Origin of the sequence: Vibrio satsumensis, assembly GCF_050337435.1 — a bacterium.
Classification (GTDB): domain Bacteria; phylum Pseudomonadota; class Gammaproteobacteria; order Enterobacterales; family Vibrionaceae; genus Vibrio; species Vibrio satsumensis.
The window spans coordinates 98,781-123,525 of the sequence record NZ_JAKJSX010000007.1 but is presented as its reverse complement, the minus strand read 5'-3'; the positions used below and the strand labels follow the sequence as shown (position 1 = coordinate 123,525).

28 protein-coding genes are annotated in these 24,745 nt (G+C 44.9%); 16 read left to right on the top strand and 12 right to left on the bottom strand.

All coding sequences use genetic code 11. The annotated features are described in order from the left end of the window. Positions 1-29 precede the first annotated feature (29 nt). On the bottom strand, positions 30-491 hold the full coding sequence (locus L4C44_RS09845) for a DUF2919 domain-containing protein (RefSeq protein ID WP_428804958.1): 462 nt from the start codon (positions 489-491) through the stop codon (positions 30-32). Positions 492-600: 109 nt separating this feature from the next. On the opposite strand from L4C44_RS09845, the gene L4C44_RS09840 reads away from it, so the two are divergent. Together L4C44_RS09840 and L4C44_RS09835 are read left to right on the top strand one after the other, a co-directional pair. Continuing rightward, entirely contained in the window at positions 601-945 is a 345-nt protein-coding gene (locus L4C44_RS09840) for a DUF2956 domain-containing protein (protein WP_428804957.1), read from the top strand. Positions 946-957: 12 nt separating this feature from the next. Then, positions 958-1,290 carry a DUF4156 domain-containing protein gene (locus L4C44_RS09835; RefSeq protein ID WP_371715071.1) on the top strand — a complete coding sequence of 111 codons (333 nt, stop codon included), beginning with the start codon at positions 958-960 and terminating at the stop codon, positions 1,288-1,290. 92 nt (positions 1,291-1,382) lie between these two features. Here the strand turns inward: L4C44_RS09835 and L4C44_RS09830 are convergent, their stop codons facing one another. Continuing rightward, complete coding sequence (locus L4C44_RS09830) at positions 1,383-1,670, bottom strand: winged helix-turn-helix domain-containing protein (protein WP_004734273.1); 288 nt, start codon at positions 1,668-1,670, stop codon at positions 1,383-1,385. Positions 1,671-1,875: 205 nt separating this feature from the next. Between L4C44_RS09830 and L4C44_RS09825 the strand changes: the two genes are divergently transcribed. From L4C44_RS09825 to L4C44_RS09810, 4 genes are all read left to right on the top strand, one after another. Further along, positions 1,876-2,223 (top strand): ArsC family reductase, encoded by a 348-nt coding sequence (locus L4C44_RS09825; RefSeq protein ID WP_060982502.1) that lies wholly within the window; start codon positions 1,876-1,878, stop codon positions 2,221-2,223. A 99-nt stretch (positions 2,224-2,322) separates the two neighbouring features. Then, positions 2,323-3,459 carry a succinyl-diaminopimelate desuccinylase gene (dapE, locus tag L4C44_RS09820; RefSeq protein WP_428804956.1) on the top strand — a complete coding sequence of 379 codons (1,137 nt, stop codon included), beginning with the start codon at positions 2,323-2,325 and terminating at the stop codon, positions 3,457-3,459. Positions 3,460-3,504: 45 nt separating this feature from the next. After that, positions 3,505-4,179: a M15 family metallopeptidase gene (locus tag L4C44_RS09815; protein ID WP_132941892.1), complete on the top strand. Its 675-nt coding sequence runs from the start codon at positions 3,505-3,507 to the stop codon at positions 4,177-4,179. A gap of 8 nt (positions 4,180-4,187) precedes the next feature. Continuing rightward, entirely contained in the window at positions 4,188-4,397 is a 210-nt protein-coding gene (locus L4C44_RS09810) for a DUF2897 family protein (protein WP_146492475.1), read from the top strand. Between the two features lie 146 nt (positions 4,398-4,543). On the opposite strand, the gene bamC is transcribed toward L4C44_RS09810, so the two are convergent. After that, on the bottom strand, positions 4,544-5,590 hold the full coding sequence (gene bamC, locus L4C44_RS09805; protein WP_428804955.1) for an outer membrane protein assembly factor BamC: 1,047 nt from the start codon (positions 5,588-5,590) through the stop codon (positions 4,544-4,546). Positions 5,591-5,639: 49 nt separating this feature from the next. After that, on the bottom strand, positions 5,640-6,518 hold the full coding sequence (dapA, locus tag L4C44_RS09800) for a 4-hydroxy-tetrahydrodipicolinate synthase (protein ID WP_146492477.1): 879 nt from the start codon (positions 6,516-6,518) through the stop codon (positions 5,640-5,642). 374 nt (positions 6,519-6,892) lie between these two features. On the opposite strand from dapA, the gene L4C44_RS09795 reads away from it, so the two are divergent. Further along, on the top strand, positions 6,893-7,435 hold the full coding sequence (locus L4C44_RS09795; RefSeq protein ID WP_146492478.1) for a glycine cleavage system transcriptional repressor: 543 nt from the start codon (positions 6,893-6,895) through the stop codon (positions 7,433-7,435). A gap of 12 nt (positions 7,436-7,447) precedes the next feature. Next, complete coding sequence (gene bcp / locus L4C44_RS09790; RefSeq protein ID WP_285954327.1) at positions 7,448-7,918, top strand: thioredoxin-dependent thiol peroxidase; 471 nt, start codon at positions 7,448-7,450, stop codon at positions 7,916-7,918. Positions 7,919-8,042: 124 nt separating this feature from the next. Here the strand turns inward: bcp and L4C44_RS09785 are convergent, their stop codons facing one another. Next, positions 8,043-9,119: an AI-2E family transporter gene (locus L4C44_RS09785; RefSeq protein ID WP_146492117.1), complete on the bottom strand. Its 1,077-nt coding sequence runs from the start codon at positions 9,117-9,119 to the stop codon at positions 8,043-8,045. Then, positions 9,112-9,351, bottom strand: a complete 240-nt coding sequence (locus L4C44_RS09780; protein ID WP_004738640.1) for a sulfurtransferase TusA family protein — start codon at positions 9,349-9,351, stop codon at positions 9,112-9,114. Before L4C44_RS09780 ends, L4C44_RS09785 begins: the two co-directional genes overlap by 8 nt. A gap of 178 nt (positions 9,352-9,529) precedes the next feature. Between L4C44_RS09780 and bepA the strand changes: the two genes are divergently transcribed. The 4 genes from bepA to L4C44_RS09760 all read left to right on the top strand — a co-directional run bounded on the left by bepA (position 9,530) and on the right by L4C44_RS09760 (position 12,490). Next, positions 9,530-10,984, top strand: coding sequence for a beta-barrel assembly-enhancing protease (bepA, locus tag L4C44_RS09775; RefSeq protein ID WP_327783584.1), 1,455 nt, complete (start codon positions 9,530-9,532; stop codon positions 10,982-10,984). Positions 10,985-11,105: 121 nt separating this feature from the next. Continuing rightward, complete coding sequence (arsC, locus tag L4C44_RS09770; RefSeq protein ID WP_061018581.1) at positions 11,106-11,456, top strand: arsenate reductase (glutaredoxin); 351 nt, start codon at positions 11,106-11,108, stop codon at positions 11,454-11,456. 6 nt (positions 11,457-11,462) lie between these two features. Continuing rightward, positions 11,463-12,056: an NAD(P)H:quinone oxidoreductase gene (wrbA, locus tag L4C44_RS09765; protein ID WP_146492115.1), complete on the top strand. Its 594-nt coding sequence runs from the start codon at positions 11,463-11,465 to the stop codon at positions 12,054-12,056. Next, on the top strand, positions 12,053-12,490 hold the full coding sequence (locus L4C44_RS09760) for a DUF2069 domain-containing protein (RefSeq protein WP_146492114.1): 438 nt from the start codon (positions 12,053-12,055) through the stop codon (positions 12,488-12,490). The genes wrbA and L4C44_RS09760 overlap by 4 nt, the downstream gene beginning before the upstream one ends. A gap of 112 nt (positions 12,491-12,602) precedes the next feature. On the opposite strand, the gene L4C44_RS09755 is transcribed toward L4C44_RS09760, so the two are convergent. Further along, a complete protein-coding gene (locus L4C44_RS09755; protein WP_146492113.1) occupies positions 12,603-13,859 on the bottom strand; it encodes a DUF2066 domain-containing protein in 1,257 nt (418 codons plus the stop codon). Between the two features lie 277 nt (positions 13,860-14,136). On the opposite strand from L4C44_RS09755, the gene L4C44_RS09750 reads away from it, so the two are divergent. After that, complete coding sequence (locus L4C44_RS09750) at positions 14,137-15,375, top strand: uracil-xanthine permease family protein (RefSeq protein ID WP_146492112.1); 1,239 nt, start codon at positions 14,137-14,139, stop codon at positions 15,373-15,375. Between the two features lie 141 nt (positions 15,376-15,516). Here the strand turns inward: L4C44_RS09750 and upp are convergent, their stop codons facing one another. Further along, positions 15,517-16,143, bottom strand: coding sequence for a uracil phosphoribosyltransferase (gene upp, locus L4C44_RS09745; protein ID WP_017060716.1), 627 nt, complete (start codon positions 16,141-16,143; stop codon positions 15,517-15,519). A gap of 169 nt (positions 16,144-16,312) precedes the next feature. On the opposite strand from upp, the gene purM reads away from it, so the two are divergent. Beyond that, positions 16,313-17,353, top strand: a complete 1,041-nt coding sequence (purM, locus tag L4C44_RS09740) for a phosphoribosylformylglycinamidine cyclo-ligase (protein WP_428804954.1) — start codon at positions 16,313-16,315, stop codon at positions 17,351-17,353. A 132-nt stretch (positions 17,354-17,485) separates the two neighbouring features. After that, complete coding sequence (purN, locus tag L4C44_RS09735; protein WP_327783583.1) at positions 17,486-18,160, top strand: phosphoribosylglycinamide formyltransferase; 675 nt, start codon at positions 17,486-17,488, stop codon at positions 18,158-18,160. 125 nt (positions 18,161-18,285) lie between these two features. Here the strand turns inward: purN and L4C44_RS09730 are convergent, their stop codons facing one another. Together L4C44_RS09730 and lpcA are read right to left on the bottom strand one after the other, a co-directional pair. Next, positions 18,286-19,131 (bottom strand): class II glutamine amidotransferase, encoded by an 846-nt coding sequence (locus L4C44_RS09730; protein ID WP_146492110.1) that lies wholly within the window; start codon positions 19,129-19,131, stop codon positions 18,286-18,288. Positions 19,132-19,198: 67 nt separating this feature from the next. Next, entirely contained in the window at positions 19,199-19,774 is a 576-nt protein-coding gene (gene lpcA / locus L4C44_RS09725; RefSeq protein WP_017063379.1) for a D-sedoheptulose 7-phosphate isomerase, read from the bottom strand. Positions 19,775-20,103: 329 nt separating this feature from the next. Here lpcA and fadE point away from each other — a divergent pair, with 329 nt between their 5' ends. After that, positions 20,104-22,569, top strand: coding sequence for an acyl-CoA dehydrogenase FadE (fadE, locus tag L4C44_RS09720; RefSeq protein WP_285954323.1), 2,466 nt, complete (start codon positions 20,104-20,106; stop codon positions 22,567-22,569). Positions 22,570-22,681: 112 nt separating this feature from the next. On the opposite strand, the gene L4C44_RS09715 is transcribed toward fadE, so the two are convergent. Then, on the bottom strand, positions 22,682-23,929 hold the full coding sequence (locus L4C44_RS09715) for a TIGR03503 family protein (protein WP_285954322.1): 1,248 nt from the start codon (positions 23,927-23,929) through the stop codon (positions 22,682-22,684). 9 nt (positions 23,930-23,938) lie between these two features. Further along, positions 23,939-24,706, bottom strand: a complete 768-nt coding sequence (dnaQ, locus tag L4C44_RS09710) for a DNA polymerase III subunit epsilon (RefSeq protein WP_017060722.1) — start codon at positions 24,704-24,706, stop codon at positions 23,939-23,941. Positions 24,707-24,745 lie beyond the last annotated feature (39 nt).

Here is a 24,745-nt window from a genome sequence, read left to right as displayed (position 1 = left end):
TGTGAATGGGACAAATGTTTTGATGAGAATCAGTCTTCGAGCTCAACCACTTTAAAGCAATCCCTAGCGGCATGACTATTGGTTAGAAAAAGCGCTAACCATAGAAGCAACAACAGGGTGATGCCATTTGACCAACGGAACCATCCATTATCCAGATAGATTAAATAAAGTGTATGGGTTCCTTGTGCCAAGATAGCCGTCATGGTGACCCAACGCCCCCAAGATACGACTTTATTCAGGCGCTTTCTATCTGGAGATCTTAGCCCAAACAACCACATCAGTAGCAAACTAGGAACACTCAACGCAATTCCAACATAAAACATCTGATGGTCTGGATAGATGATCTCGAGAATATCGGTTCCCGACTCTCTACTTGCACCTGCAACAATGAACACGACCAGCGCTTTCGCAAGAAACAGCCAACCCAACCATAATAGAATTGGGGCTTTTAAAAAGCCGTGCTTATCGTATTGTTCTATGGAGTACCGCACAAATCTCACTTTCACTTAGTTTCAAACCAACACTTTAACGCAAATCATTCATACTTAACTAGGTTTGCGTTATCTTATTGGTTAATCCGTTTTAATTATCGAACTCAGTATGAAAAATAAAACTATTACACCGTCTGTTGAATCTCAACAAGAAGCACTGAAGATAGCCAAAGCGACTCAAAAACCCGCTCAAACCAAAGAACAAACTAAATTGATTGCTCAGGGGATTGAGAAAGGCATTGCGCTCTATAAGAAACAGCAAAAAGAACGCAGTCGCCAAGCTGATAAAGCAAAGAAACGTGTACAGAAAGAGAAGCAGACTCAACAAGCGCACCAAGCTCAAGAGCAGGATATCGACACTAGCGTTGAAACCGCATCAAATCACGCCAATAAATTGCCGTGGCTACTATTGGTCGCTAGCTGGATAGGCTTCGCAATTTATTTGATGAAATAACAGGATAATCGTATGAAAAAGGAATTAGTCGCTTTGATTATAAGTGGTGCATTGCTAGGTTGCACGACACCGACATCAATGCCCCATAGCGAAGCTGACCAAGTAAAAATGGATTATCATGGACTGATTGATATCAACAAGTGCGATTACAAAGGGGAAGTCACTGGCAGCGAAGGCCACTGGTACAGCTATCTATTCTTCCCAAATGACACTCTGATTCAAGGCGCAATGAACGAGTTAAAATTCAACGCCATTGAATTAGGTGCAGACACCGTGATATTTACCCTTCCCCAAGACTTTGCCACTTCCGTGACCATGCTGGGCACAGCTTATTTGTGTGAGTAGATAGAAACGTAATTAGGTAGCTCAGCACTAAAATGAGCGAGATGCTACCACGACTACTTCTACTACAAAAAAGAAAGCCAGCTTTCGCTGGCTTATGCACTAAATCCAAGGCTTGTTGCTATATCGCCTTTACGCTGGATCACCCATTGACTGTCAAATGGCCCCCAGTCGGATAACTGGTAATAGCCATCATTATGACGTCGCCCATCTTGAACAAACATAAGTTCAATACCGATCCCCGGTAACGCCTTGAGTACATCTTGAATAGTACGACGAGGCCACCCCGTTTTTTCGATGAGTTTAGGCACATTTGGCCTATCAAGGCTTTCCACTAACAATGCTAAATATAGCCGCCTTGCAAAAACAGGACTCAACTCCATTGACACCTCCTATATATGTGCAGCTCAATTATTTCTTTTTTCGCTGACAACATGTTGAGGCTGATCAATAAGTCTCCAATAGTGACATTTTCTTACGCTTTTTTTTCACTCTATGAAATATTCATCACTCTATTTTGTCTGAGTTGCTGCTTCCTGATAGGATTCAACTCATAACAATGAAATAAAATCACTCAAAGGAAGAATAATGACTATCACTATGTTTGGTATCCCAAATTGCGACACTATTAAAAAAGCAAAGAAATGGCTCGAAGCTGAAGGTATCGAGTTCGAATTTCACGATTATCGCAAACAAGGCATCAACACAGAGCTAGTAACAAACTTCTGTTCTGAGCTAGGTTGGGAGCTTGTGCTAAACAAACGTGGGACAACTTATCGCCAACTTCCTCAAGAGCAAAAAGACACGTTAACGGAAGAAAAAGCAGTGGCTTTGCTTGTTGAGCAACCAGCAATGATCAAGCGCCCAATCTTAAAAGTAGATGGTAAGCTTCACATTGGATTTAAAGCAGACCAATACGCGGCTATTTTTTCTTAGGCCGTTGTATTCACATAGATAAACAACTGGACGTTGATCATGAAATCAGCGTCCTAAACATTAATGACTAGACGTTTTATTTAAACAAGGAATTCAAGGATGACAGGCAGCCCAACTTTGGCTCTGGCAAAAGACCTAATCAGCCGTCAATCGGTAACACCAGAAGATGCAGGTTGCCAAGACCTGATGATTGAACGCTTAAAAGCACTCGGTTTTGAAATCGAAGTCATGGTATTTGAAGATACTACGAACTTCTGGGCTCGTCGTGGTACCGAAGCCCCTCTATTTGCTTTTGCAGGCCACACTGACGTGGTTCCAGCTGGTCCAATCGAACAATGGAACACCAAGCCATTTGAGCCAACGATTGTTGATGGCTACTTACATGGTCGCGGCGCGGCAGATATGAAGGGCTCTCTGGCATCAATGATTGTGGCTGTAGAACAGTTCATTGCCAAACACCCAGATCACACTGGTTCAATCGGTTTCCTTATCACCTCTGATGAAGAAGGTCCTTTCATCAACGGTACGGTACGTGTTGTTGAAACGTTGATGGCGCGCGGTGAGAACATCGACATGTGTATTGTCGGTGAACCATCAAGCACTGAGTTTGTAGGTGATGTAGTGAAGAACGGTCGTCGTGGCTCTATCACAGGCGACCTAACGATTAAGGGTACACAAGGTCATGTTGCCTACCCTCACCTAGCAAACAACCCAGTACACAGCTCTCTGCTTGCTATTCATGAGCTGGCAACAACTGAGTGGGACAAAGGTAATGATTACTTCCCACCAACAAGCTTCCAGATTCCAAATGTGAGTGCGGGTACCGGCGCTTCAAACGTGATCCCTGGCGAGTTTAATGTTCAGTTTAACCTGCGTTTTAGTACCGAGTTAAGCAACGACATCATCGTTGAGCGCATCACAACAACACTCGACAAGTATGATTTCGAATACGACCTAAAATGGACATTCAATGGCGACCCGTTCTTAACAGACGCAGGTTCGTTGCTTGATGCTATTGTTGATGCAGTGGGTCACGTCAATGATGTGAAACCAGCATTGCTAACGACTGGCGGTACGTCTGATGGTCGCTTTATTGCACGTATGGGCGGACAAGTGGTTGAACTAGGCCCTGTGAATGCAACGATTCACAAGGTCAACGAATGCGTGAAAGTAGCTGATTTAGAAAAGCTAACTGACATGTACGAAAGAACATTAGTGAACCTGTTCGCTAAATAGTCTTTCATCAGCGATTCATAGCATCCAATTATTGAGAGACTCGTTATGACACCAGAGCAGCTTACCGGACAATCAGATTCTCATCTAGAACCTAGCCTGATCGGTACCAAGACCTTCTTGGTTCACAGTGAGGTTAAGAATGACCTGAATAATTTGATTGAAGCTGCTCAGCTCGCTGGTTTTAAAATGGAGATTGCCAGTGGCTTTCGCGACTATGAAAGGCAATCTCTGATTTGGAACCGTAAGTTTTCTGGCGAAGCTCCGATATTAGATTCAGAAAGCCAACCTCTTGATGCTTCAACACTGACTGAACATCGAAAATTATCGGCTATCCTGAGATGGTCTGCGCTTCCCGGTGCGAGCCGTCACCATTGGGGTTGTGACTTCGATGTCTTTGCTCGTAACCACTTACCTGAAGGCACACAGCTGCAATTAGAACCATGGGAATACCTTACTGGCCACCAGCAAGCGTTTTACCAATGGCTATCGGTTCATGCTGCGCAATTTGGGTTCTTCTTTCCTTACAGCCAAGACCTGGGTGGTGTGGCGATAGAGCCTTGGCATATTAGCCATCGTAACGTTTCGGAGTCGTGTTTATCACAGTTATCTCCCACTTTACTTGGCAAGCAACTCCAATCTAAGCCAATATTAGGGTATGAGATTATTATGGAGCAGCTAGACGAGATCTACGCACGCTTCGTAGCGAACATCAGCCATTAGGAGCGCTTATGTTGGAGTGGCTTACAAACCCTTGGGTTATCATCATCATCGTGGTTAGCGTTGTGGTGGGTAACATCGCAGCTCTTAAACAGACCGCAAATATGGATCTGACGGGTCGTGGTAAAACAGAGCGAGACTTAGATAAGCTCAATCGCTTGGATAAACAGAATCAAGAGAAAGCTGAAAAAGAAGAATCCAAAGACAGTAAAGACGCATAGCTTTTTTCTTTGGCTAATCCGCTTGATTGACCAATAGTCTGATAACAACGAATACAAAAAAAGAGGACACAATGTGTCCTCTTTTTTATTGGCCTTAGCTAGTCACAGATCTGATTGAACCCAGCTCTGTGACTGCTTAAGTGCTACTACTCAGCTTTCGCTTCTTTGTCATTTTTGGTCTGGTCAGCAATATGCGCTAGTACCGGAACCATTGACTTAAGCAGCTCTTCTTCTACTGGCTTACCTGATGCATCCGTTACGTTAATCGACGTACGGTTACCAAGATCACCAAATAGGAAGTTGTAAGTGCCTGGCGCTAAATCGATAGGCTTTAGGCCAATTTCTTCCCAGAACTCATCATCTGGTGCTGCGTACTTCGCCTTCACCGTACCCTGAGATTGATTGCGTTCTTCAAGCTCAAAGCCCATAGCAGGCAACAAGTTAGGCAGGCGCTGCCAGAATACATTGTATGGTGTACGAGCAATAATCACAGGGAAACCACTGCGGTCCGCACCCATTGAGATTGGGATTCGCTTCACCAACTCTTGCGCTTTCAGCGCTGCTTCAGCACGAAGGTTTTCATCGTACTTAGCCATAACTAGGTTAGTCAGGAACGCGTTGTAACGCTCTTTATTGGTTGCCGTTACCGGTTTCTCTTCAGTACCTTCACGCCAATCAATCAGGTTAATCTTGAAGCCGTGACGGTTGTTCGCTTGGAAACGAGACATAGAGTAGCGGCTGCCAATCTCTACGTCTTCATCTTCAGAAACCCAAGTTACCCAATCAGTCTCAATTTCATTCTCTGATTGCTCACGAATACCAATGCCACGCTGAGCTAGCATATCTACAGCCGTTTGCCACACTCTGTCAGCCTCTTCAGCACGAAGAAGCCATAGTGTCACTTCACCATTTTGACGCTCAGCACGAGCACCAGGAATCAATTCAAGAACCTGTTGCGGAGGACGAATATCCACTTCACGGCCAATACCACCGCTGAACTCACCGCTTGGGATGTCAAAGTTTGGGTAGAACTGAGGCTGAGCATCTTCAGGCAATTGCCATTGTGAAAACTCAGGTGTTTCTAAGTATTCGAAATCATCTTTGGCTTGACGACGTTGAGTCGGGCTGCCAGAACATGCTGTAAGAACGAAAACAGCCAGTGACCCAATCACTAGCTGGTGAGAATACTTCATTTATACTCCTAAATGCCGAAGGTTCGCTTCGGCATCACTTCATACGTTTTTAGTAAATACACGCTTCAGTCATTGCTTGAGCAACAACAGGTTGAGCTGGTTCTGACAGTTCAGTCAGAGGCAGACGTAAGCCACCTTCAGCAATCAGACCCATTTTATGAACCGCCCATTTTACGGGAATAGGGTTAGACTCAACGAACAAATTCTTATGTAGAGGCATCAAGCGCTCATTGATCGCTTCTGCTTCTTCAAACTTACCTTCTTTCGCAAGTTTGAACATAGTAGCCATATCCGCCGCTGCAACGTTATTCGTTACAGAAATCACGCCATCACCACCACGCTTAACAAATTCTAGACCTGTTAAGTCATCACCACTTAGTAAGATAAAATCTTCGCCACAAAGTTCACGGTGAATTGCAATTCTGTCGAGATCACCCGTCGCATCTTTGAGTGCAACGATGTTTTCGATTTCAGAAAGGCGAGCAACAGTCTCTGGTAATAGGTCTACGGCAGTACGACCCGGTACATTATATAGGATTTGAGGAACGTCACTTACTTCAGCAATCGCTTTGTAGTGTTGGTACAAACCTTCTTGAGTCGGTTTGTTGTAGTAAGGCGTTACACTAAGGCAACCCGCAATACCAGAACCGTTCAATAAACGACTGAATAGCACTGACTCGTGCGTAGCATTAGCGCCTGTACCTGCGATAACTGGGATACGACCATCAGCAAATTCAACGATCTTATTGACGACTTTGACATGCTCTTCAATAGTGAGTGTTGAAGACTCACCTGTTGTGCCAACCGCAACCAGACCATCACTACCTGCAGCAACATGGTGCTCAACTAACTTTTTAAGGCTGTCGAAATCCACTTCACCATCTGTATTAAATGGCGTAACTAGCGCAACGATACTTCCTGAAAACATGTCTATCTCCCTTAATTTATTCTTTTTGCATGTTACTGTAAGCCAATCAATAAACACAAGACATTAAAGTGGCTTAGCGGCAACATCTGCAGTAAATATTGTCGTATGTTTGAGGTAAAACGACTTCTAACGGCGGTTCTACCTAGAATTTTGGTAACCTGCGCTCAATCTAGCGGATAGCACATCATTGGATGTCAGCAACAAGTAAGCTGTACTCTCACCACTCTATCTCATTTTTAACACTCTCAATATTCTTATCATTGGTTACATGTTAGAAGCAAGAAGCCTCATAAAAAGCCCCGTACGCACGCTTATTCCACGAGCTAACTGTGCTAACATGCATGAATCAATGGAATATAAAGAGACGTGATTTTATGACTCAACATCTAGTAATCACAGCTGTGGGCACTGATCGCCCAGGTGTATGCAACCAAGTGGTTCATTTAGTCACCCAATCAGGCTGTAACATTATTGATAGCCGTATCGCTCTGTTTGGCGAAGAATTTACGCTTATCATGCTGCTGTCTGGAAAGGCAAATAACATTACCCGCGTTGAAACCACCCTGCCCTTGCTTGGCCAAGAGCACGACTTGATTACGATTATGAAGCGAACCTCACCTCATGATGTTATTGAGAACTCTTACACAGTAGAGGTGTTCGTTGAGTCAGACGATAAAATCGGCCTTACTGAGCAGTTTACCCAGTTCTTCGCAGACCGAAATATCGGCCTCAATTCGTTAAGTGCACGAACCATCAATAAGTCTAAGGTTCAACTCGACAACGACCAATTCCATATCTCTATTACCGCTTCTGTACAATCAGAATGTAATTTGATGCAGCTACAAGAAGAATTCAACTCGCTGTGTCAGAGCCTATCAGTCCAAGGCTCGCTCAACTTTATTAAAAACAGTCTTTAAAAAGGAAATGTCATGAATACGCTAACGGCTGGTGTTCCAGCACCTGCTTTTTCGCTTCCAGATCAAGATGGCAATATCGTATCTCTTGGTGACTTCAAAGGTAAAAAAGTACTTTTCTACTTCTACCCAAAAGCAATGACTCCAGGTTGTATTGTGCAAGCAGAAGGCCTGCGTGATATCAAAGCACAGCTTGATGACCTCAATGTGGTTGTTCTGGGTGTCAGCATCGACCCAGTGAAACGCCTACCAAACTTCGTTGCGAAGAAATCTCTAAACTTCACACTGCTATCTGACGAAGACCACAGTGTTGCTGAGCAGTTCGGTGTTTGGGGCGAGAAGAAATTCATGGGCAAGGTTTACGATGGCCTGCACCGCATTAGCTTTCTAATTGACGAAGAAGGTCAGATTGAGCACGTCTTCAACAAGTTCAAGACTAAGACTCACCACGAAGTGGTTCTAGATTACTTCAATCAAGAAGCTTAAAGGCGATTTGAGTGAGTTAATGCCTTAGATTCATCACTCTCTAAGCCAAGAGCAACACTCATTAAGCTAAGCGAAAAAAGGCCGAACATCATGAATGTTCGGCCTTTTTCTATAACAAGTTCAATTACTTTTGATGTTCAGGGTCATCGTCTAATGCGTGACTCGGTAAGGCATTCCAAACCGCCTTAACTAGCGTTGCCAACGGGATAGCAAAGAACACCCCCCAGAATCCCCACAGTCCACCAAACACTAACACAGCAACAATAATAGCCACAGGGTGCAGGTTCACCGCTTCAGAGAAAAGAACCGGAACGAGCACGTTGCCATCTAGCGCTTGAATAATACCGTAAGCGAGAAGCAACCAGTAAAACTGAGGTTCTAATCCCCACTGGAACAGACCAACAATCGCCACCGGAACAGTCACAGCTGCCGCACCGATATAAGGAATCAATACCGAGAAGCCAACCGCTACAGCCAACAATACTGAATAACGCAGATCCAGAATCGCGAAAGTTACATAGCTGACACCACCAACGATTAAAATCTCTAAGACCTTACCGCGAATGTAATTCGATATTTGCTGGTTCATCTCAACCCATACTTTGGTCGCCAAACGACGGTTTCGAGGAAGAACACCACTCGCCATGCTAATCATCTCTTCTTTATCTTTTAGTAAGAAGAAGATCAGCAGCGGTACTAGAATCAAGTAAACTGCAAGCGTAGCCAAGCTAACGAGAGAAGCTAAAGAGCCCTTCACCACACTTTCACCAAAGCCTAGAGCTTTATTTTTCGCGTTAGACACAATAGATTCAACAATTTGTAAGTTTGCTAGCTCAGGATAGCGTTCAGGTATCGTCGCAATGAACTTCTGTAAGCCGCCATACATGCTTGGAATATCATTGATTAGGTTGCCTACTTGCTCCCAAATGGTTGGCACCAAACCAAATATCGCCAATAGCATCACGCTAAAGAACATTAAGATCACCAACATCACCGACGGCGTTCTTGGAACACCCAATCGTTGAAGTTGAGTCACAGGCCACTCAAGCAAGTAAGCCAACACAATCGCAACCAATAATGGTGCGATCAAGTGACCAAAGAAATAGATGGTAATAAAGCCGAATAGAATGATGGCAACCAAACTGACAGCGTGTGGATCAGAGAAACGTCGTTTATACCAACGACTGACCATTTCAAGCATCTGACTGCGATTCCTTTTTAGTGACGAGGAGATGATGGTAATTAGAACAAACCTCTGTCATGACAACATAAGCTTGCTTAGACAAAAAAGTAACAATATCTTTCATCGAACTGTTATCTGATACATAAATTGACAAAGATTGCCCTACTTCTAACTTTACACTGTGACGCTTGGCTAATAATAACGCCATTGGGCAGCGCTCTTGGCGTAAATCTAGAATATTAGGTGTCATTCTTGGGCTCGATGCTTATTATAAGGGGCGTATTGTAATCTGTTTTTAAAAACGTGCCATCATTGATTCATCTTCCTTCAGGATAGCGCACGCACTTAACAAAGGTTAAATTAGATAAAGAACCAATTTGCATTGCCCTTGTCCTACTGTCAGAAGAAACGGAGTATTACTGACTAATATGTTTAAACGCGCTCGTTCAATTGCTTGCTTATGCATCGCAGCCACATTAAGCACCCCAACGTTGGCGAACACCAATAGCTTGGATTTACCGGACATCGGCACCGCTGCTGGCGGCACGCTCACTATCGATCAAGAACTTATCTATGGTGATGCCTATATGCGTATCATCAGAAGCAGCCAACCTATCGTAAACGACCCTGTTCTAAATCAGTATATTGATACGCTTGGCCACCGCCTTGTCGCAAACGCGAATGATGTAAAGACACCTTTTCAGTTCTTTATGATCCGTGACCGCAACATTAACGCCTTTGCTTTCTTTGGTGGTTATGTTGCTTTGCACTCAGGTCTATTCCTGCATGCACAGTCTGAAAGTGAGCTGGCTTCTGTATTAGCGCACGAAATCGCGCACGTTACTCAGCGTCACTTGGCACGTAGTATGGAAGATCAAGCTCGCCGCTCTCCTGTAACCATCGCAGCACTTGCTGCTTCTGTATTACTGGCAATTGCTGCACCAGAAGCGGGGATCGCAGCCCTAACTGCGACTACTGCGGGCAACATGCAAAGCCAAATCAACTACACGCGTAGCAATGAAAAAGAAGCTGACCGTTTTGGTATCAACACGCTTGCAAAAGCAGGATTCGATGTGAATGCTATGCCACGTTTCTTTGGCCGTTTGGCTGATGAATACCGCTATGCAAGCACACCACCACCAATGTTATTGACTCACCCATTACCAGAAGACCGAATCACAGATTCACGCGCACGTGCTCGCAGCTATCCGCCTCTGAAGCTGGCTCCATCACTGGATTACCATCTAGCAAGAGCCCGTATTGTCGCGCGCTATGCTGGCATTAATAATGATGCAGCTCTTGACTGGTTTGAGCGTAAGTTGAAGAAAGCCCCTAAAGCTATGGTTCCGTCATTAGAATATGGCCAAGCACTGGTTTACCTAGATTCTAAAAAATTAGACAAAGCAGAGCCAATTCTGAACAAGCTGATTAACAGCGACCCAACCAACCTGTTTTATCTAGACGCTATTTCGGACCTACACATCGAGAAGAAGCAGCCTGAGATTGCTATTAAAGAACTTAAATCGGCACTGGTTCGCCAGCCAAACAACCCGGTTCTGACCATTAACTACGCCAATGCCCTGATTGAAAATGAAGATCTACAAGAAGCCGTTCGCGTATTGCAACGTTACACGCACGATAATCCGAACGACACCAATGGCTGGCACCTACTTTCAAAAGTAAATACGAGCCTTGGTAATAGCGACGAAGAACTAGCTGCTCGTGCAGAAATTTTGGCACTACAAGCCAACTGGAACAAAGCGATTCAGTACTACACGCAAGCAAGTCAAATCGCTGAGCTTGGTAGCCTAAAACAAGCACGCTACGACGCACGAATTGATCAACTCATGATTCAGAGAGAACGCTTCTTGTCGCTACAATAATATGTTACTGGTAACGCTCGTTGCCAGTATAAAAAGAAAGCTCAACGTTACGAAAAAAAGAAGTCACCTCTGGTGGCTTCAGCTAAACAATTAAATCAAAAAATAATAATGAGGAAGAACCATGTCTGTCGTGATTTATCATAACCCACGTTGCTCAAAGAGCCGTCAAACTCTAGAAGTGCTTCAGGAAAACGGCGTACAGCCAGAGGTAATCAAATACCTAGAAAATCCTTTGACGGTTGAACAGCTGAAAGTACTGTTCACTCAGCTTGGGTTTGAGAGTGTTCGCGACATGATGCGCACCAAAGAAGCGGATTACAAAGAAGCAAACCTTGGTGATGCTTCGGTTACTGATGAAGATCTATTTTCAGCAATGGCAACAAACCCAAAACTGTTTGAACGCCCTGTGGTTGTTGCGAACAACAAAGCAAAAATTGGTCGCCCACCAGAGCAAGTGCTAGAGATTCTGTAATCCAATATGAGCATTAACATTCTTGTTCTTTATTACAGTCGCCACGGCAACACACAAGCTTTAGCAAGACAGATTGCACGAGGGGTGGAGTCCATCCCTGAGTGTGAAGCTATGCTGAGAACAGTGAACGACGTGTACACGGTAGAAGAGCAGCCCGATTCGCGTCATCAACCAACAGATCCTATCGCCTCGTTACAAGAACTTCGATCTTGTGATGGTTTGGCGCTAGGCAGCCCAGTTTGGTTTGGCAATATGGCCGGGCCGATGAAGCACTTTTGGGATAGCACGACATCACTGTGGATCAATGGCGATCTTATCGATAAGCCAGCTTGTGTATTTACTTCTTCTTCATCACTGCATGGTGGTCAAGAAACGACACAACAAAGCATGATGTTACCCCTGCTGCATCACGGCATGTTAATCGTGGGCATCCCCTACTCAGAACCTGCGCTGCACACCACTCAAACTGGTGGTACGCCTTATGGTGCAAGCAGTACTGGAGAGAGCGCTTCACTTAGCAAAGAAGAGGTTGAGTTGGCGCAAAATCTAGGCAAACGCCTTGCACGTATCGCACTAAACCAGAAGGGAATTTCTCAATGATGTATATGCCAGAGAAGGCTATGTCTCCCAAAACCAAGTTATTTCGCTACCTTGCTTTAGCGGGTAACTTGTCGCTTTTATTCTGGGTGGTGGCTTGGCAGATGACACTTTCGCCGCACCCTCACCTGAGTAATGTAACGCTTGCGATTGCTTGGGCTATACCACTGTTACTGCCATTACCGGGGATTTTAGCAGGTAAGCCTTATACGCATGCTTGGGCTAATTTCGTCTTAATGCTCTACTTCCTACACGCATTAACTATCTTGTATGTAGACGGTGGTGAGCGCTTACTAGCTGCGGTTGAACTGCTTCTGACTACTCTAGGGTTCGCGGGCAATATCTTATTTACTCGCTTTCGTGCCAAAGAATTAGGCATCAAACTTAAGCGCCTTTCTGAAGTAGAAAAGAAAGAGAAAGCTAAGTTCGAGCGATAATATTGATTTGATGCTTTCAAACTGACCGCTTACAAACAAAAAGCCCTGCGAGAAACCTCTTGCAGGGCTTTTTCATACTTTCATTTCAATCACTTATGCCAGCTAATAATTATTAACGAACCCACTCGTAGACTAAGCTTGGCTTAGCATGTACTGGCGCAGTAATGGTTAGATCTTCTGTGTTAGATTCCTCTAACGTTGCGTCAGACGTGTTGGTTAGCTCAGCATCCACAGATACCTCGTTGCCCTTACTCACTTGTACGCCTGAGTCAGCTTCGTCACCAGCTACTTCAGCAGCACCTGTTAAATCATCACCAACAGACATGGTGTTGTCTTGAGTTTCAAATTCAGGGCTCACTTCAGGTTCAATGTAAGATTCTTCAACCTTCGCAACTTGGCGAATGCTTTCCACTTCTTGCTCAAACTCTTGTTGAGTCGACAATAAGTGAATTCGGAAAGTCACTTCATTGTTCTGAATCTTCAGAATATCTAGGCTTGCAACCGAGTTTAGACGCTTAAGTGCGTTCTCCAACTGGAAGAAGTCTTGAGCATTATTCAAGCTAATAAACTGCGTCAAAATCGATTCTGATGACTCACTTGCTACCGTCACAGCACTTTTGCCTGCATAGTAGTTGCTGATTTGGTCAACTAACTTCTTGGAAGTTGTTGCGCTGTTGCCCGAGACCGAACCACTCACTGGCGATTTTGGTGTGCTCGTCAATTGACTTGGCTTTTGATCGTATAGAGTCCAACGTAGACCTGAAGATTGAGCCTTTATCACCAACACAGCATCAACAGGGTAACGCTGACTTGCTTTACTGATTGGCGTAACAAAGCTGCCCCACAAATCAGAAGTCGCAATACCTGTAATATCGTCAAAATCACCAACAGGCAGCGTCAAAGGCAAACCTCGCTCTTTTGCGTTCGCTTGTAAGCCAGCGGCCAACTGTGAGTTAGAGTGTTCCCACACGATGTTCTTATCGTAGTTGTCCTCTTCCACCAGCCAAACAAGGATGTTTGAGCGCGTGTCAGGCCAGTACGGTAACTGCGCTTGAGTCAACAGAGAGCGGATTTGAGCACCGTTAAAACGCATGCGCAATGTTGATTGATCGTTGCTTTCGCCAAAACTCATTTGAGACATGTACTGCGCACTCTTGCGCATCGCCTTTTGAATTGTCTCATTCGAAGCGACATCAGTTTGGCCAGTCGCACGTATCAATACCTGCTCCATACCTGTATTTCTTGCCACTTGTTCTGGCTGTTTGTCTTCAGCGTTAATCGCAACTTCAGCACTAAAGATATCTACTTGAGTTAAGGCGTAACTCGGAGAGGCTAATAGTCCCATCAACAACAATGCTATATAGCGCATACTGATCCTAATATTCAAATCTTGTGCCTAGATGATAAGCAACTATGGATTGAGGGGCAAGGTCGATAACACCCACTCTGTTTAATAACCACAAAATATCACCTGGCCATGATAAATCGCTCACTTATAGGCTGAATTTCCGAGCCTTGATAAATATAAAACATCACTAAGATAAATAAATTTGATCTATTTGGTGCGGCAATCGATTGCTAAGTGATAGAATCCTGCGAATTTTATTTTTCACTTTTCATATAACGACCATTTTTAAGGACATAACATGAAGAATGCTCTGCAAGGTGCACAAATGCTGTTCGTAGCTTTTGGTGCGCTTGTACTCGTGCCGCTACTGACTGGACTCGATCCTAACGTTGCACTCTTTGGCGCAGGTATCGGTACCCTTTTATTCCAACTTATTACACGCCGTTCAGTGCCAATCTTCTTAGCGTCTTCTTTTGCATTCATCGCGCCTATCATGTTTGGTATTCAAACTTGGGGTGTAGGTGCAACCATGGGCGGTCTTATGGCGGCGGGTGTTGTGTATGTATTAATGGGTGCGTTGATTAAAGTACGTGGCGTAGCCTTCATCCACAAGTTACTTCCACCTGTGGTCGTTGGCCCTGTAATCATGGTTATCGGTCTAGGCCTTGCGCCTGTGGCGGTAAACATGGCGCTAGGTAAAACAGGTGATGGCGCAGTTCAACTGGTTGATGCAGACGCAGCACTGTGGATCTCTTCGATTTCACTGTTAGTGACAATTGTCATCAGTGTGTTCTCTAAAGGCTTCCTTAAGCTACTACCAATCTTCGGTGGTATTGTTGCGGGATACATAACAAGCCTGGTTTATGGCGCAGTCGACTTCGCACCTGTTGCACAAGCGTCGTGGTTGGCACTGCCAAACTTCACTATGCCTGAATTCAACATCAACGCTATCTTCTTCATGGTGTTTGTCGCGATTGCACCAGCCGTTGAGCACGTAGGTGACATGCTTGCGATTTCCAACGTGACGGGTAAAGACTACCTTAAGAAGCCAGGCCTGCACCGCACAATCACAGGCGACGGCGTGGCAACGATTGCTGCATCGATGCTGGGCGCTCCACCAAACACAACCTATAGTGAAGTAACAGGCGCGGTAATGCTGACTAAAGCATTCAACCCGGTGATCATGACTTGGGCTGCGGTAACAGCCATTGTTCTTGCATTGGTTGGCAAGCTAGGCGCACTACTCCAAACAATTCCGGTTCCTGTGATGGGCGGCATCATGATTCTACTATTTGGTTCTATCGCAACCGTAGGCTTGAATACTCTAATTCAGAACAAAGTCGATCTACACAAATCACGTAACCTTGTGATTGTGGGCATTACGTTAGTCTTCGGTATTGGCGGCATGGCATTTGGCATCGGCGACTTTAGCCTACAAGGCGTAAGCTTATGCGGTATCGTCGCGATTCTACTTAACTTAGTACTTCCAGATGAGCTAGGTGACAACACTGTGGTAGATAAAGCTCAAATCGATTAATGAATAGGTAACCGTAGATTCAAAAGAATCACAAACCAACCAGATCAAAAAAGGGAGAGCATTGAATGCTCTCCCTTTTTATTAATACGGCTAATTCAGCGAGTTAAGAAACGGTTTAGAGTCACTTAAGCTGAAACCGAATTACTTAGTACCGAAGATCTTATCACCAGCATCGCCAAGACCAGGAACAATGTAGCCCTTGTCATTTAGCTTCTCATCGATTGCAGCAGTGTAAAGCTCAACGTCTGGGTGCGCTTTTTCTAGAGCAGCGATACCTTCAGGAGCAGCAACAAGCACAAGAATCTTAAAGTGCTTACAACCTTTCTCTTTCATCAGGTCAATAGTCGCGATCATAGAACCACCTGTCGCAAGCATTGGATCTACGACTAGAGCAATACGCTCGTCGATGTTAGATGCAAGCTTGTTGAAGTATGGTACTGGCTCAAGCGTTTCTTCGTCACGGTAGATACCAACAACACTGATACGTGCACTTGGGATGTGCTCAAGAACGCCGTCCATCATGCCTAGACCAGCACGTAGGATTGGCACTACAGTTACTTTTTTACCTTTAATTTGGTCAACTTCAACTGGACCGTTCCAACCGTTAATCGTTACGCGCTCAGTTTCAAAGTCTGATGTCGCTTCGTATGTTAGAAGGCTACCCACTTCTGTCGCTAGCTCACGAAAACGCTTAGTGCTAATCTCACCTTCACGCATCAGGCCAATTTTATGTTTTACTAGCGGGTGTTTCACTTCAACAACTTTCATTTCCAACTCCGGCAATATTTAAACAAACCTGTAGATTATACACGAACTTTGTGGTTATTTCAGAATCTTTATTCTAATAAAAAAAACCGCGCAAACGTTTGCTCTTGGTAATCAAGCCCTGTTAGAATAGCGCCGTTTTCACATCCAACTTAAGTTCGAGGACTATCCCGTGAGTGGTAATACTTCTTCTCTAAGCTACAAAGACGCTGGTGTTGATATCGACGCAGGTAATGCACTAGTAGACCGTATTAAAGGTGCTGTTAAACGCACTCGTCGCCCTGAAGTAATGGGCGGTATTGGTGGCTTTGGCGCCCTATGTGAACTTCCAACGAAATACAAAGAGCCAGTACTTGTTTCAGGTACTGATGGTGTTGGTACTAAACTTCGCCTTGCTTTGGATCTGAAAAAACACGACACCATTGGTATCGATCTAGTGGCAATGTGTGTGAACGACCTAATCGTTCAAGGTGGTGAGCCGCTATTCTTCCTAGACTACTACGCAACAGGTAAGCTAGATGTAGATACAGCAGCAGACGTTGTTTCTGGTATCGCTGAAGGTTGTGTTCAAGCTGGTTGTGCACTAATCGGCGGTGAAACGGCTGAAATGCCAGGCATGTACGAAGGCGACGACTACGACGTAGCTGGCTTCTGTGTTGGTGTTGTAGAGAAAGCTGACATCATCGACGGTACTAAAGTAGCAGCAGGTGACGCACTTATCGCTGTTGGCTCAAGTGGTCCACACTCAAACGGTTACTCTTTAATTCGTAAAGTTCTAGAAGTTTCTGGTGCTGATAAGAGTGAAGAACTAGAAGGTCGCACTATCGGTGAGCACCTACTAGAACCCACTAAGATTTACATCAAATCGGCACTTAAGATGATTACAGAGCATGACATTCATGCTATCTCGCACATCACAGGTGGTGGTTTCTGGGAAAACATCCCACGCGTACTTCCTGAAGGTACTAAAGCAGTCATTGATGGCAAGAGCTGGGAATGGCCTGCTATCTTCAACTGGCTACAAGAGAAAGGTAACGTGGAGACATTTGAAATGTACCGCACTTTCAACTGTGGTGTAGGCCTAGTTGTTGCTCTACCTAAAGATCAAGCAGACGCTGCTGTTGAACTACTGAAAACTGAAGGCGAAAACGCTTGGGTTATCGGTGAGATCGCAAACGCTGAAGCTGGCGAAGAGCAAGTTGAAATCAAATAAGTGATACGCGCACTTACTTAGTTAATCAATGAGGACCTAATGGTCCTCATTTTGCTATTTAGCCCGCAGAAAACCTTAGTTTATGTAGGTACATTGTAAACAGTCCCGTTAATCAATCGTATGACCCACTCTATGAAAAACAATCACTCAAATAAAACCAGTCACTCTAAGAAAAACATCGTTGTGTTAGTTTCAGGAAGCGGAAGTAATTTACAGGCAATTTTGGATGCCTGTGATAGCAATATGATTGATGCTTCAGTTAAGGCGGTCTTCTCGAACAAAGCAGAGGCTTTTGGATTAGAACGAGCGAAAGCCGCAGGTGTTGACGCACATTCAGTGAATCCAAAAGACTTTGGTTCACGTGAAAAGTTTGACCATGAATTGATGATTCAGATCGATGCCTACCAACCCGATTTAATCGTACTAGCAGGATACATGCGTATCCTAAGTTCAGAGTTTGTTCGTCACTATGCGGGTAAAATGGTCAACATCCACCCTTCCCTGTTACCTAAATATCCAGGTCTACACACCCACCAGCGTGCTATTGATGCGCAAGACAAAGAACACGGTACTAGCGTCCACTTTGTTACCGAAGAACTTGATGGTGGCCCTGTGATCTTACAGGCTAAGGTTCCAGTATTTGAAGATGATGATGCTGATATGCTGGCAAGCCGAGTGCTTACTCAAGAACACTGCATTTACCCTATGGTCTGCAAATGGTTCGCGGAAGATCGTTTATCAATGCTAAATGGGCAGGCTGTCTTAGACGGTAAGGCATTGGGCAAACACGGTTACGCAGAAGAGTAATATCAGAGTGATCCGCTAAACAAACCGACAATCACTCAAATAGAAAACAAAAAGGCCGCTTACTGACTTATTAGTGCAGTAAGCGGCCTTTCAATGTTCTGGTTAAAGCAATATGATTTATAGCATTAACTTAATGGCTCTGTCGGTGCTTGGCTCGCGACCTTTTTCGGCGCATAAGCAACATCTTCCAACGCTTGATGGTTATTACCAATCAGCTCACCAAAATGAAACAGTGCATATTCGCCCGGCTTCATTCTAAACCACTCTTCATTGTCAGTTAGAGGCTGAGTTGCCACCACCGTTACCACATCATTAGGCGTGGTCTCTTCTTGAAAGTTGATCTCAACATCTTCATCAATCAGACTCGCATTGCCAAAAGGCGCACGTCTTGTTATCCAGTACAAATGGTTAGTACAGTATGTCATCACATACTCACCATCACTGAGTAACATGTTAAAAACGCCTTTCTCTCTTAGCTGGTCACAACACTCAGCCACAAAGCGAAACATGCCTTCCATATCTTGAGGTGGTTCCGGAAAACGCTCTTCGAGTTGTTTGAGGAGCCAACAGAAAGAGAGCTCACTGTCTGTCTCACCAACCGGTCTGAAACGACCACTAACCAGATCGTCGTAATCTGTTAACTGACCATTATGAGCAAAGGTCCAGTATCGGCCCCACAGCTCACGGGTAAAAGGGTGTGTATTTTCTAGATTAACACCACCACGGTTCGCTTGACGGATATGACTGACAACGGCTTGGCTTTTAATTGGATAGTTTTGAACCAACTCAGCGATCTTAGATTCACAGCTAGGGTTAGGATCTTTAAATGTACGAAAACCCTTTCCTTCATAGAAGGTAATACCCCAGCCATCGCGATGCGGGCCAGTATTGCCTCCACGCTGCATAAGACCAGTAAAGCTAAAACAAATATCAGTTGGCACATTCGCGCTCATACCGAGCAATTCACACATGGTTTAATCTACTCCCTATTAAAACCAATAGAGCCACAAACCTAGGCTCTAAATATCTGTAAAATTATTATTCCATCTCTTTTTCGACAAGCTGAATCACAATATGAATGATCTTAATGTGAATCTCTTGGATACGGTCTGCGTAACCAAAATGTGGCACTCGGATTTCGATATCAGCACAACCAGCCATTTTACCGCCATCTTTACCCGTCAATGCAATCGTCTTCATGCCTTTAGCTTGAGCGGCTTCAATCGCTTTTAAAATATTGGCCGAGTTACCTGAAGTCGACAGACCGAACAACACATCACCTTTACGACCTACCGCTTCTACATAACGCGAAAATACGTGGTCGTAGCCAAAATCATTACTCACGCAAGACAGGTGGCTTGGGTCTGAAATCGCAATGCCAGCGTAACCTGGGCGGTTTTCACGGTATCGGCCAGTAAGCTCTTCCGCGAAGTGCATTGCATCACAGTGTGAACCACCGTTGCCACAAGAAAGCACTTTGCCCTCTTGCTTGAATGAATCAGCAATCAGTTTTGCCGCCGCTTCAATTTGAGCGATGTTATGGTCATCACTCAGGAACTTATTCAGAACGTCAGCAGCTTCGTTCAATTCACTTTTGATTAGGTCTTGGTACATAAGGCTTATCTCTTATATTTTTTTACGCAACTTAAAGTACGTGAAATGAGAGCTGAGGGTTTTCCCCTCTTTATATCTGAGTTTACCCACAAACATGAAATAGTGTCGACACTTAAGCCCAAAGATTGCCACCTTAATTAGGGTCTCACTGTAAATCCGTCCAAATATTCGCCACCAACCTCTCACAATTAGAACTTTAGCTCTATTGAGATCACTTTTTATTCACTTTGGAGTTTTACAAATATTTAATATTCTGTTTACACTTGACTGGTTAGACCTCTTACCTAAAACTTAATAACAATAAGTGATCTCTGAAAAGGAAATCGATCATGAACATATTGCTCTCCCTACTCGGCATGACAGCCATCTTAGGCGTCTGTCTTTACCATAGAGTTAGTCTGGTACGTGCGTTAGTTGTATTAACCGGCGCAATGGTAGCATTAACAATGTTTGGCGGCGTGGCAGTCACTGGCTGGCTTTGTTACTTGTTAGCCGTTGCGATCTTTGCTGTACCGACCATTCGTCAGACCCTAATCAGCCAAAAAGCGCTCTCTTTATTTAAGAAAGTTCTTCCGGCGATGTCTCAGACAGAAAAAGAAGCACTAGAAGCTGGCACTGTATGGTGGGAAGCAGAGCTGTTCAAAGGCAAACCTGAATGGAAGAAGCTTCAGAACATTGCTGACCCGAAACTCTCTGAAGCCGAGCAAGCATTTTTAGATGGTCCAGTGAATACCGTGTGTGAAATGGTCAACGATTACCAAGTGACACATGAGCTTGCTGATTTGCCACCAGAAGTATGGCAATACCTGAAAGACCATAAATTCTTCGCCATGATCATCAAGAAAAAATACGGCGGTTTAGAATTCTCGGCTTACGCTCAATCTTTGGTTCTTCAGAAGCTAACCGGCGTTTCTAGCGTATTGTCATCAACGGTTGGCGTACCTAACTCATTAGGCCCTGGTGAGCTATTACAACACTACGGTACTGAAGAACAAAGAAACCACTACCTGCCGCGCCTAGCGGAAGGTAAAGAGATCCCTTGTTTTGCCCTAACCAGTCCAGAAGCCGGTTCAGATGCAGGTTCAATCCCAGATTACGGTGTTGTATGCAAAGGCGAATGGCAAGGCGAAGAAGTATTGGGCATGCGCCTAACTTGGAACAAGCGTTACATCACCCTAGCACCTGTCGCGACGGTATTAGGCTTGGCTTTTAAACTGCGTGACCCTGATGGTCTGCTTGGTGATCAAAAAGATCTAGGCATCACTTGTGCGCTTATCCCAACAGATTTAAAAGGCGTAGAAATTGGCAACCGCCACTTCCCGCTAAACGTACCTTTCCAGAACGGTCCAACGCAAGGCGACGATATCTTCGTGCCTATCGACTTCATCATTGGTGGCCAGAAAATGGCAGGCCAAGGCTGGCGCATGCTGGTTGAGTGTCTGTCGGTTGGTCGTGGTATCACACTGCCTTCAAACTCAACGGGTGGTATTAAATCAGCAGCGCTTGCAACAGGTGCTTACGCTCGTATCCGTCGTCAGTTCAAACAACCGATTGGTCGCATGGAAGGGGTTGAAGAGCCACTTGCACGCCTTGCAGGTAACGCTTATGTAATGGACGCTGCGAGTAACCTAACCGTTGCAGGTATCGACCTTGGCGAAAAGCCTTCAGTTATCTCTGCAATCGTTAAGTACCACTGTACTCACCGTGGCCAACGCAGCATCATTGATGCGATGGATATCGTTGGCGGTAAAGGCATTTGTTTGGGCCCCTCGAACTTCCTAGCTCGTGGTTACCAAGGTTCGCCTATCGCGATTACGGTTGAAGGCGCAAACATCCTAACTCGTTCAATGATCATCTATGGTCAAGGGGCGATTCGTTGCCACCCTTATGTTCTTAATGAAATGGAAGCGGCTTATTCTGAAAGTAGTGATGCGCTTGATAAGTTCGATTCAGCGTTAGCAGGACACGTTAGCTTTACTATGAGTAATCTAGTCCGCAGCTTGTGGTTTGGTTTAACCGATGGTCGTGGTTCAGATGCGCCAACACCTTCAAATAAAACAGATAAACAGACACAACGTTACTACCAACAGCTAAACCGCTACAGTGCAAACCTAGCGCTACTGTCTGATATCTCAATGGCAGTTCTAGGTGGCTCACTTAAGCGTAGAGAACGTTTATCAGCAAGACTGGGGGATATCCTGAGTCAACTTTACCTCGGATCAGCAACGCTGAAACGCTTTGAAAGCGAAGGCAGCCACGCTGAAGATCTGCCGTTAGTACATTGGGGTATGCAAGATAGCTTACGTCAGACTGAAGTGGCGATTGATGAGTTCTTAGCGAACTTCCCTAACCCTGTGATTGGTCGTCTACTTCGTGTTGTGCTAATGCCATTTGGCCGTATCCGTCGTGCACCAAACGACAAACTGGATAGCAAAGTCGCGCACATTCTACAAACACCAAGTGAAACACGCTCTCGTATCGGTCGCGGCCAATACCTGGAAGCAACGGAATACAACCCAGTAGGTAAGATTGAAAAAGCGCTAGAAGTGATTCTTCAAGCTGAACCTCTGTTCGACAAAGTCTGCAAAGAGACACATCAAAAACGTGCCTTCTTACGACTTGATCTTGTTGCTCAGTTAGGACTTGAAAAAGGTATCTTAACGCAAGAAGAAGCGAACCTTCTGATTAGCGCAGAGGAACATAGACTGTACACGATTAACGTGGATGACTTCTCACCAGAGGAGCTTGCAGCAAAGTCTCAGTACCCAGAACAATCGATTGATAACGTCGCCTAGGCTCTGGACTAGAACAAAAGCGGGACTCCTATGAGTCCCGTTTTTTTTATTCTCAGCACTATTATGTGCACGAATGTTTTTAATCTCCGAATAGCTCAATGACGCGAACGAATTACTTTGGTGCCTTGAGCTGCATCTCAGGTAGCGCTCTTTTCTTGGCTGTCACTTTACGAATCACAAACCAAATCAGTAAACCCAATAGAATCGCGACCACATTACCCACCGCAATAATGATCATACTTCGTTGTCGGTCATCTTCACGTTTTTGAAGGATCATCAACTCTGTTGCGATACGCTTCTGTTCAGCAAGTGCTTCTTCTTGAAGACGTCGTGACTCTGCTAAGTCGATATCTTCAACAACGCTGTACGACTGCTCGGTAATTGGAAAGGTCAGTGGGCGCTGACTTGAAGTATCAGTGGCATAAACCATCCCTGACCAATTATATATCCCTAAATCGCCATTGTAAGGCACCTCTAAAGCGACTTTCATTGCGTCAACTTCAGCTTGCCCCTGCTTGTACATCACATACTCATCAGGAGCCTTGTGCTCAACATGAACCGCTAACGAGCTCGGTGCGATCATCCCCTGCTCACCAGACACCACAATAGTATGAGGTAAGCCCTCTTTTCGTGACTGAATGAAGGTGGTAGTAATTGGTGTTGGGTAAACCAAGACTTCTTGCTCTTGCGCTCGCAGGAAAACGCCATTGCCAGAAGTAATACGCGCTCTGTATTTACCAGGCTCGATATCAATTGGTAAAGAGACAGTGAACACACCATCTCCGGCTTTTTCATCAAGATCAGCGCCATCATCGGCAAACTCGCCCATCACAACAGGCACCGGGCGCGCTTCTCTTACTAAAGACTCTTCGTTTTCAACAAACTTAGTAAAGGTGACTTTAAGCTTCACGCGATCGAGAAAATCGCGTAGCACAAGCGGCTTACCATCAGAAGTCAGTCGAGCGGTAAATTTGATGCGTTCTGTCTGATACAACTTGTCGGGAAACTCATTAGCATCTAAAACTAGGTGAGATAGGAGCTTGATATTGTTCTTAGGTGAGACATTACCTATTGCTTGCCAAGGGCCGGGCATCGGGTTGTCGATAGAGATAATGTCCATGGACGATTCTTCGTACCAACGGACATTATCAGCATTGCGCCAAGAGTAGTATTTCTTGCCATCCGGGCGAACCAAAACGACAGATTTAGAGTTATCGGCTCGATAAATCACAAAGGTGACTTGTTCAATACTGGGATCAACTCGAAAACGGTTGTCCAATAAACTCATTACGGATTCTGTTGCTGCATGTAAGCCAAAGCTTAACAGCAATAAGCAACCGGTAGCCAATACCCTTAACATACTTTCTCCCTACTGACGCCAGAGGCAGCTTCCGCTTTTCTCGACGAGATCTAAACGACTTTGATGCGCTTCTACTTCATCGGCCGTAGCTCGTAAAACCTTTAGGGATTTTCGACCACTTTCTACTCTTCGTATGCTTTCCGCTTCGCCTTCCTGTTGACCAGCGTTAAATTGCAGCGAAGTTTGACCACCCGTCATCAATAAGTAGACGTCGGCGAGGATCTCCGCATCGAGCAATGCGCCGTGAAGAGTACGGTGCGAGTTATCAATACCATAACGGTCACATAAGATATCTAGGTTGTTTCTTTTACCTGGGAATATCTTCTTCGCCATCGCCAAGGTATCGGTAACTTTACAGTAGTCATCCGTTTTACCTATCGCTGGATTAAGCTTCTCAAACTCATAGTCCATAAAACCCGTATCGAAGGGCGCGTTATGAGCCACCAGCTCAGCACCTTTGATAAAGTCGAGAAACTCTTTATGTATGTCTTGGTACTCAGGCTTATCAATCAAGAATTCATCGGTAATACCGTGAACGCCAATCGCCTCTTCTTGAATCGCACGATCAGGCTTGATATAGACGTGAAAGTGACGTCCGGTCAACCTACGGTTGATGATCTCTACTGCACCAATCTCAACGATGCGGTGCCCCATATAGTGAGGACCACCTTCTGTATTCATACCGGTGGTTTCGGTATCGAGTACAACAATACGCTTATTTTCGTTCGAACTGTTTTTTTCGTTCGTGCTTTGTTCTGGAGTGCTACTGGTATTCATAAGGATAACTGTGTCAGACTATGCCGATAATGTGCTTGA

Bases quoted from the DNA above. Each gene is read 5' to 3' on its own strand.
- wrbA (WP_146492115.1), top strand. From the start codon at position 11,463: ATGAGCATTAACATTCTTGTTCTTTATTACAGTCGCCACGGCAACACA.
- L4C44_RS09835 (WP_371715071.1), top strand. From the start codon at position 958: ATGAAAAAGGAATTAGTCGCTTTGATTATAAGTGGTGCATTGCTAGGT.
- bepA (WP_327783584.1), top strand. From the start codon at position 9,530: ATGTTTAAACGCGCTCGTTCAATTGCTTGCTTATGCATCGCAGCCACA.
- L4C44_RS09795 (WP_146492478.1), top strand. From the start codon at position 6,893: ATGACTCAACATCTAGTAATCACAGCTGTGGGCACTGATCGCCCAGGT.
- L4C44_RS09815 (WP_132941892.1), top strand. From the start codon at position 3,505: ATGACACCAGAGCAGCTTACCGGACAATCAGATTCTCATCTAGAACCT.
- dapA (WP_146492477.1), bottom strand. From the start codon at position 6,518: ATGTTTTCAGGAAGTATCGTTGCGCTAGTTACGCCATTTAATACAGAT.
- arsC (WP_061018581.1), top strand. From the start codon at position 11,106: ATGTCTGTCGTGATTTATCATAACCCACGTTGCTCAAAGAGCCGTCAA.
- lpcA (WP_017063379.1), bottom strand. From the start codon at position 19,774: ATGTACCAAGACCTAATCAAAAGTGAATTGAACGAAGCTGCTGACGTT.
- dnaQ (WP_017060722.1), bottom strand. From the start codon at position 24,706: ATGAATACCAGTAGCACTCCAGAACAAAGCACGAACGAAAAAAACAGT.
- L4C44_RS09840 (WP_428804957.1), top strand. From the start codon at position 601: ATGAAAAATAAAACTATTACACCGTCTGTTGAATCTCAACAAGAAGCA.
- L4C44_RS09810 (WP_146492475.1), top strand. From the start codon at position 4,188: ATGTTGGAGTGGCTTACAAACCCTTGGGTTATCATCATCATCGTGGTT.
- bcp (WP_285954327.1), top strand. From the start codon at position 7,448: ATGAATACGCTAACGGCTGGTGTTCCAGCACCTGCTTTTTCGCTTCCA.
- L4C44_RS09825 (WP_060982502.1), top strand. From the start codon at position 1,876: ATGACTATCACTATGTTTGGTATCCCAAATTGCGACACTATTAAAAAA.
- L4C44_RS09755 (WP_146492113.1), bottom strand. From the start codon at position 13,859: ATGCGCTATATAGCATTGTTGTTGATGGGACTATTAGCCTCTCCGAGT.
- dapE (WP_428804956.1), top strand. From the start codon at position 2,323: ATGACAGGCAGCCCAACTTTGGCTCTGGCAAAAGACCTAATCAGCCGT.
- purN (WP_327783583.1), top strand. From the start codon at position 17,486: ATGAAAAACAATCACTCAAATAAAACCAGTCACTCTAAGAAAAACATC.
- L4C44_RS09715 (WP_285954322.1), bottom strand. From the start codon at position 23,929: ATGTTAAGGGTATTGGCTACCGGTTGCTTATTGCTGTTAAGCTTTGGC.
- L4C44_RS09760 (WP_146492114.1), top strand. From the start codon at position 12,053: ATGATGTATATGCCAGAGAAGGCTATGTCTCCCAAAACCAAGTTATTT.
- L4C44_RS09780 (WP_004738640.1), bottom strand. From the start codon at position 9,351: ATGACACCTAATATTCTAGATTTACGCCAAGAGCGCTGCCCAATGGCG.
- L4C44_RS09830 (WP_004734273.1), bottom strand. From the start codon at position 1,670: ATGGAGTTGAGTCCTGTTTTTGCAAGGCGGCTATATTTAGCATTGTTA.
- L4C44_RS09785 (WP_146492117.1), bottom strand. From the start codon at position 9,119: ATGCTTGAAATGGTCAGTCGTTGGTATAAACGACGTTTCTCTGATCCA.
- L4C44_RS09730 (WP_146492110.1), bottom strand. From the start codon at position 19,131: ATGTGTGAATTGCTCGGTATGAGCGCGAATGTGCCAACTGATATTTGT.
- upp (WP_017060716.1), bottom strand. From the start codon at position 16,143: ATGAAAGTTGTTGAAGTGAAACACCCGCTAGTAAAACATAAAATTGGC.
- L4C44_RS09750 (WP_146492112.1), top strand. From the start codon at position 14,137: ATGAAGAATGCTCTGCAAGGTGCACAAATGCTGTTCGTAGCTTTTGGT.
- fadE (WP_285954323.1), top strand. From the start codon at position 20,104: ATGAACATATTGCTCTCCCTACTCGGCATGACAGCCATCTTAGGCGTC.
- bamC (WP_428804955.1), bottom strand. From the start codon at position 5,590: ATGAAGTATTCTCACCAGCTAGTGATTGGGTCACTGGCTGTTTTCGTT.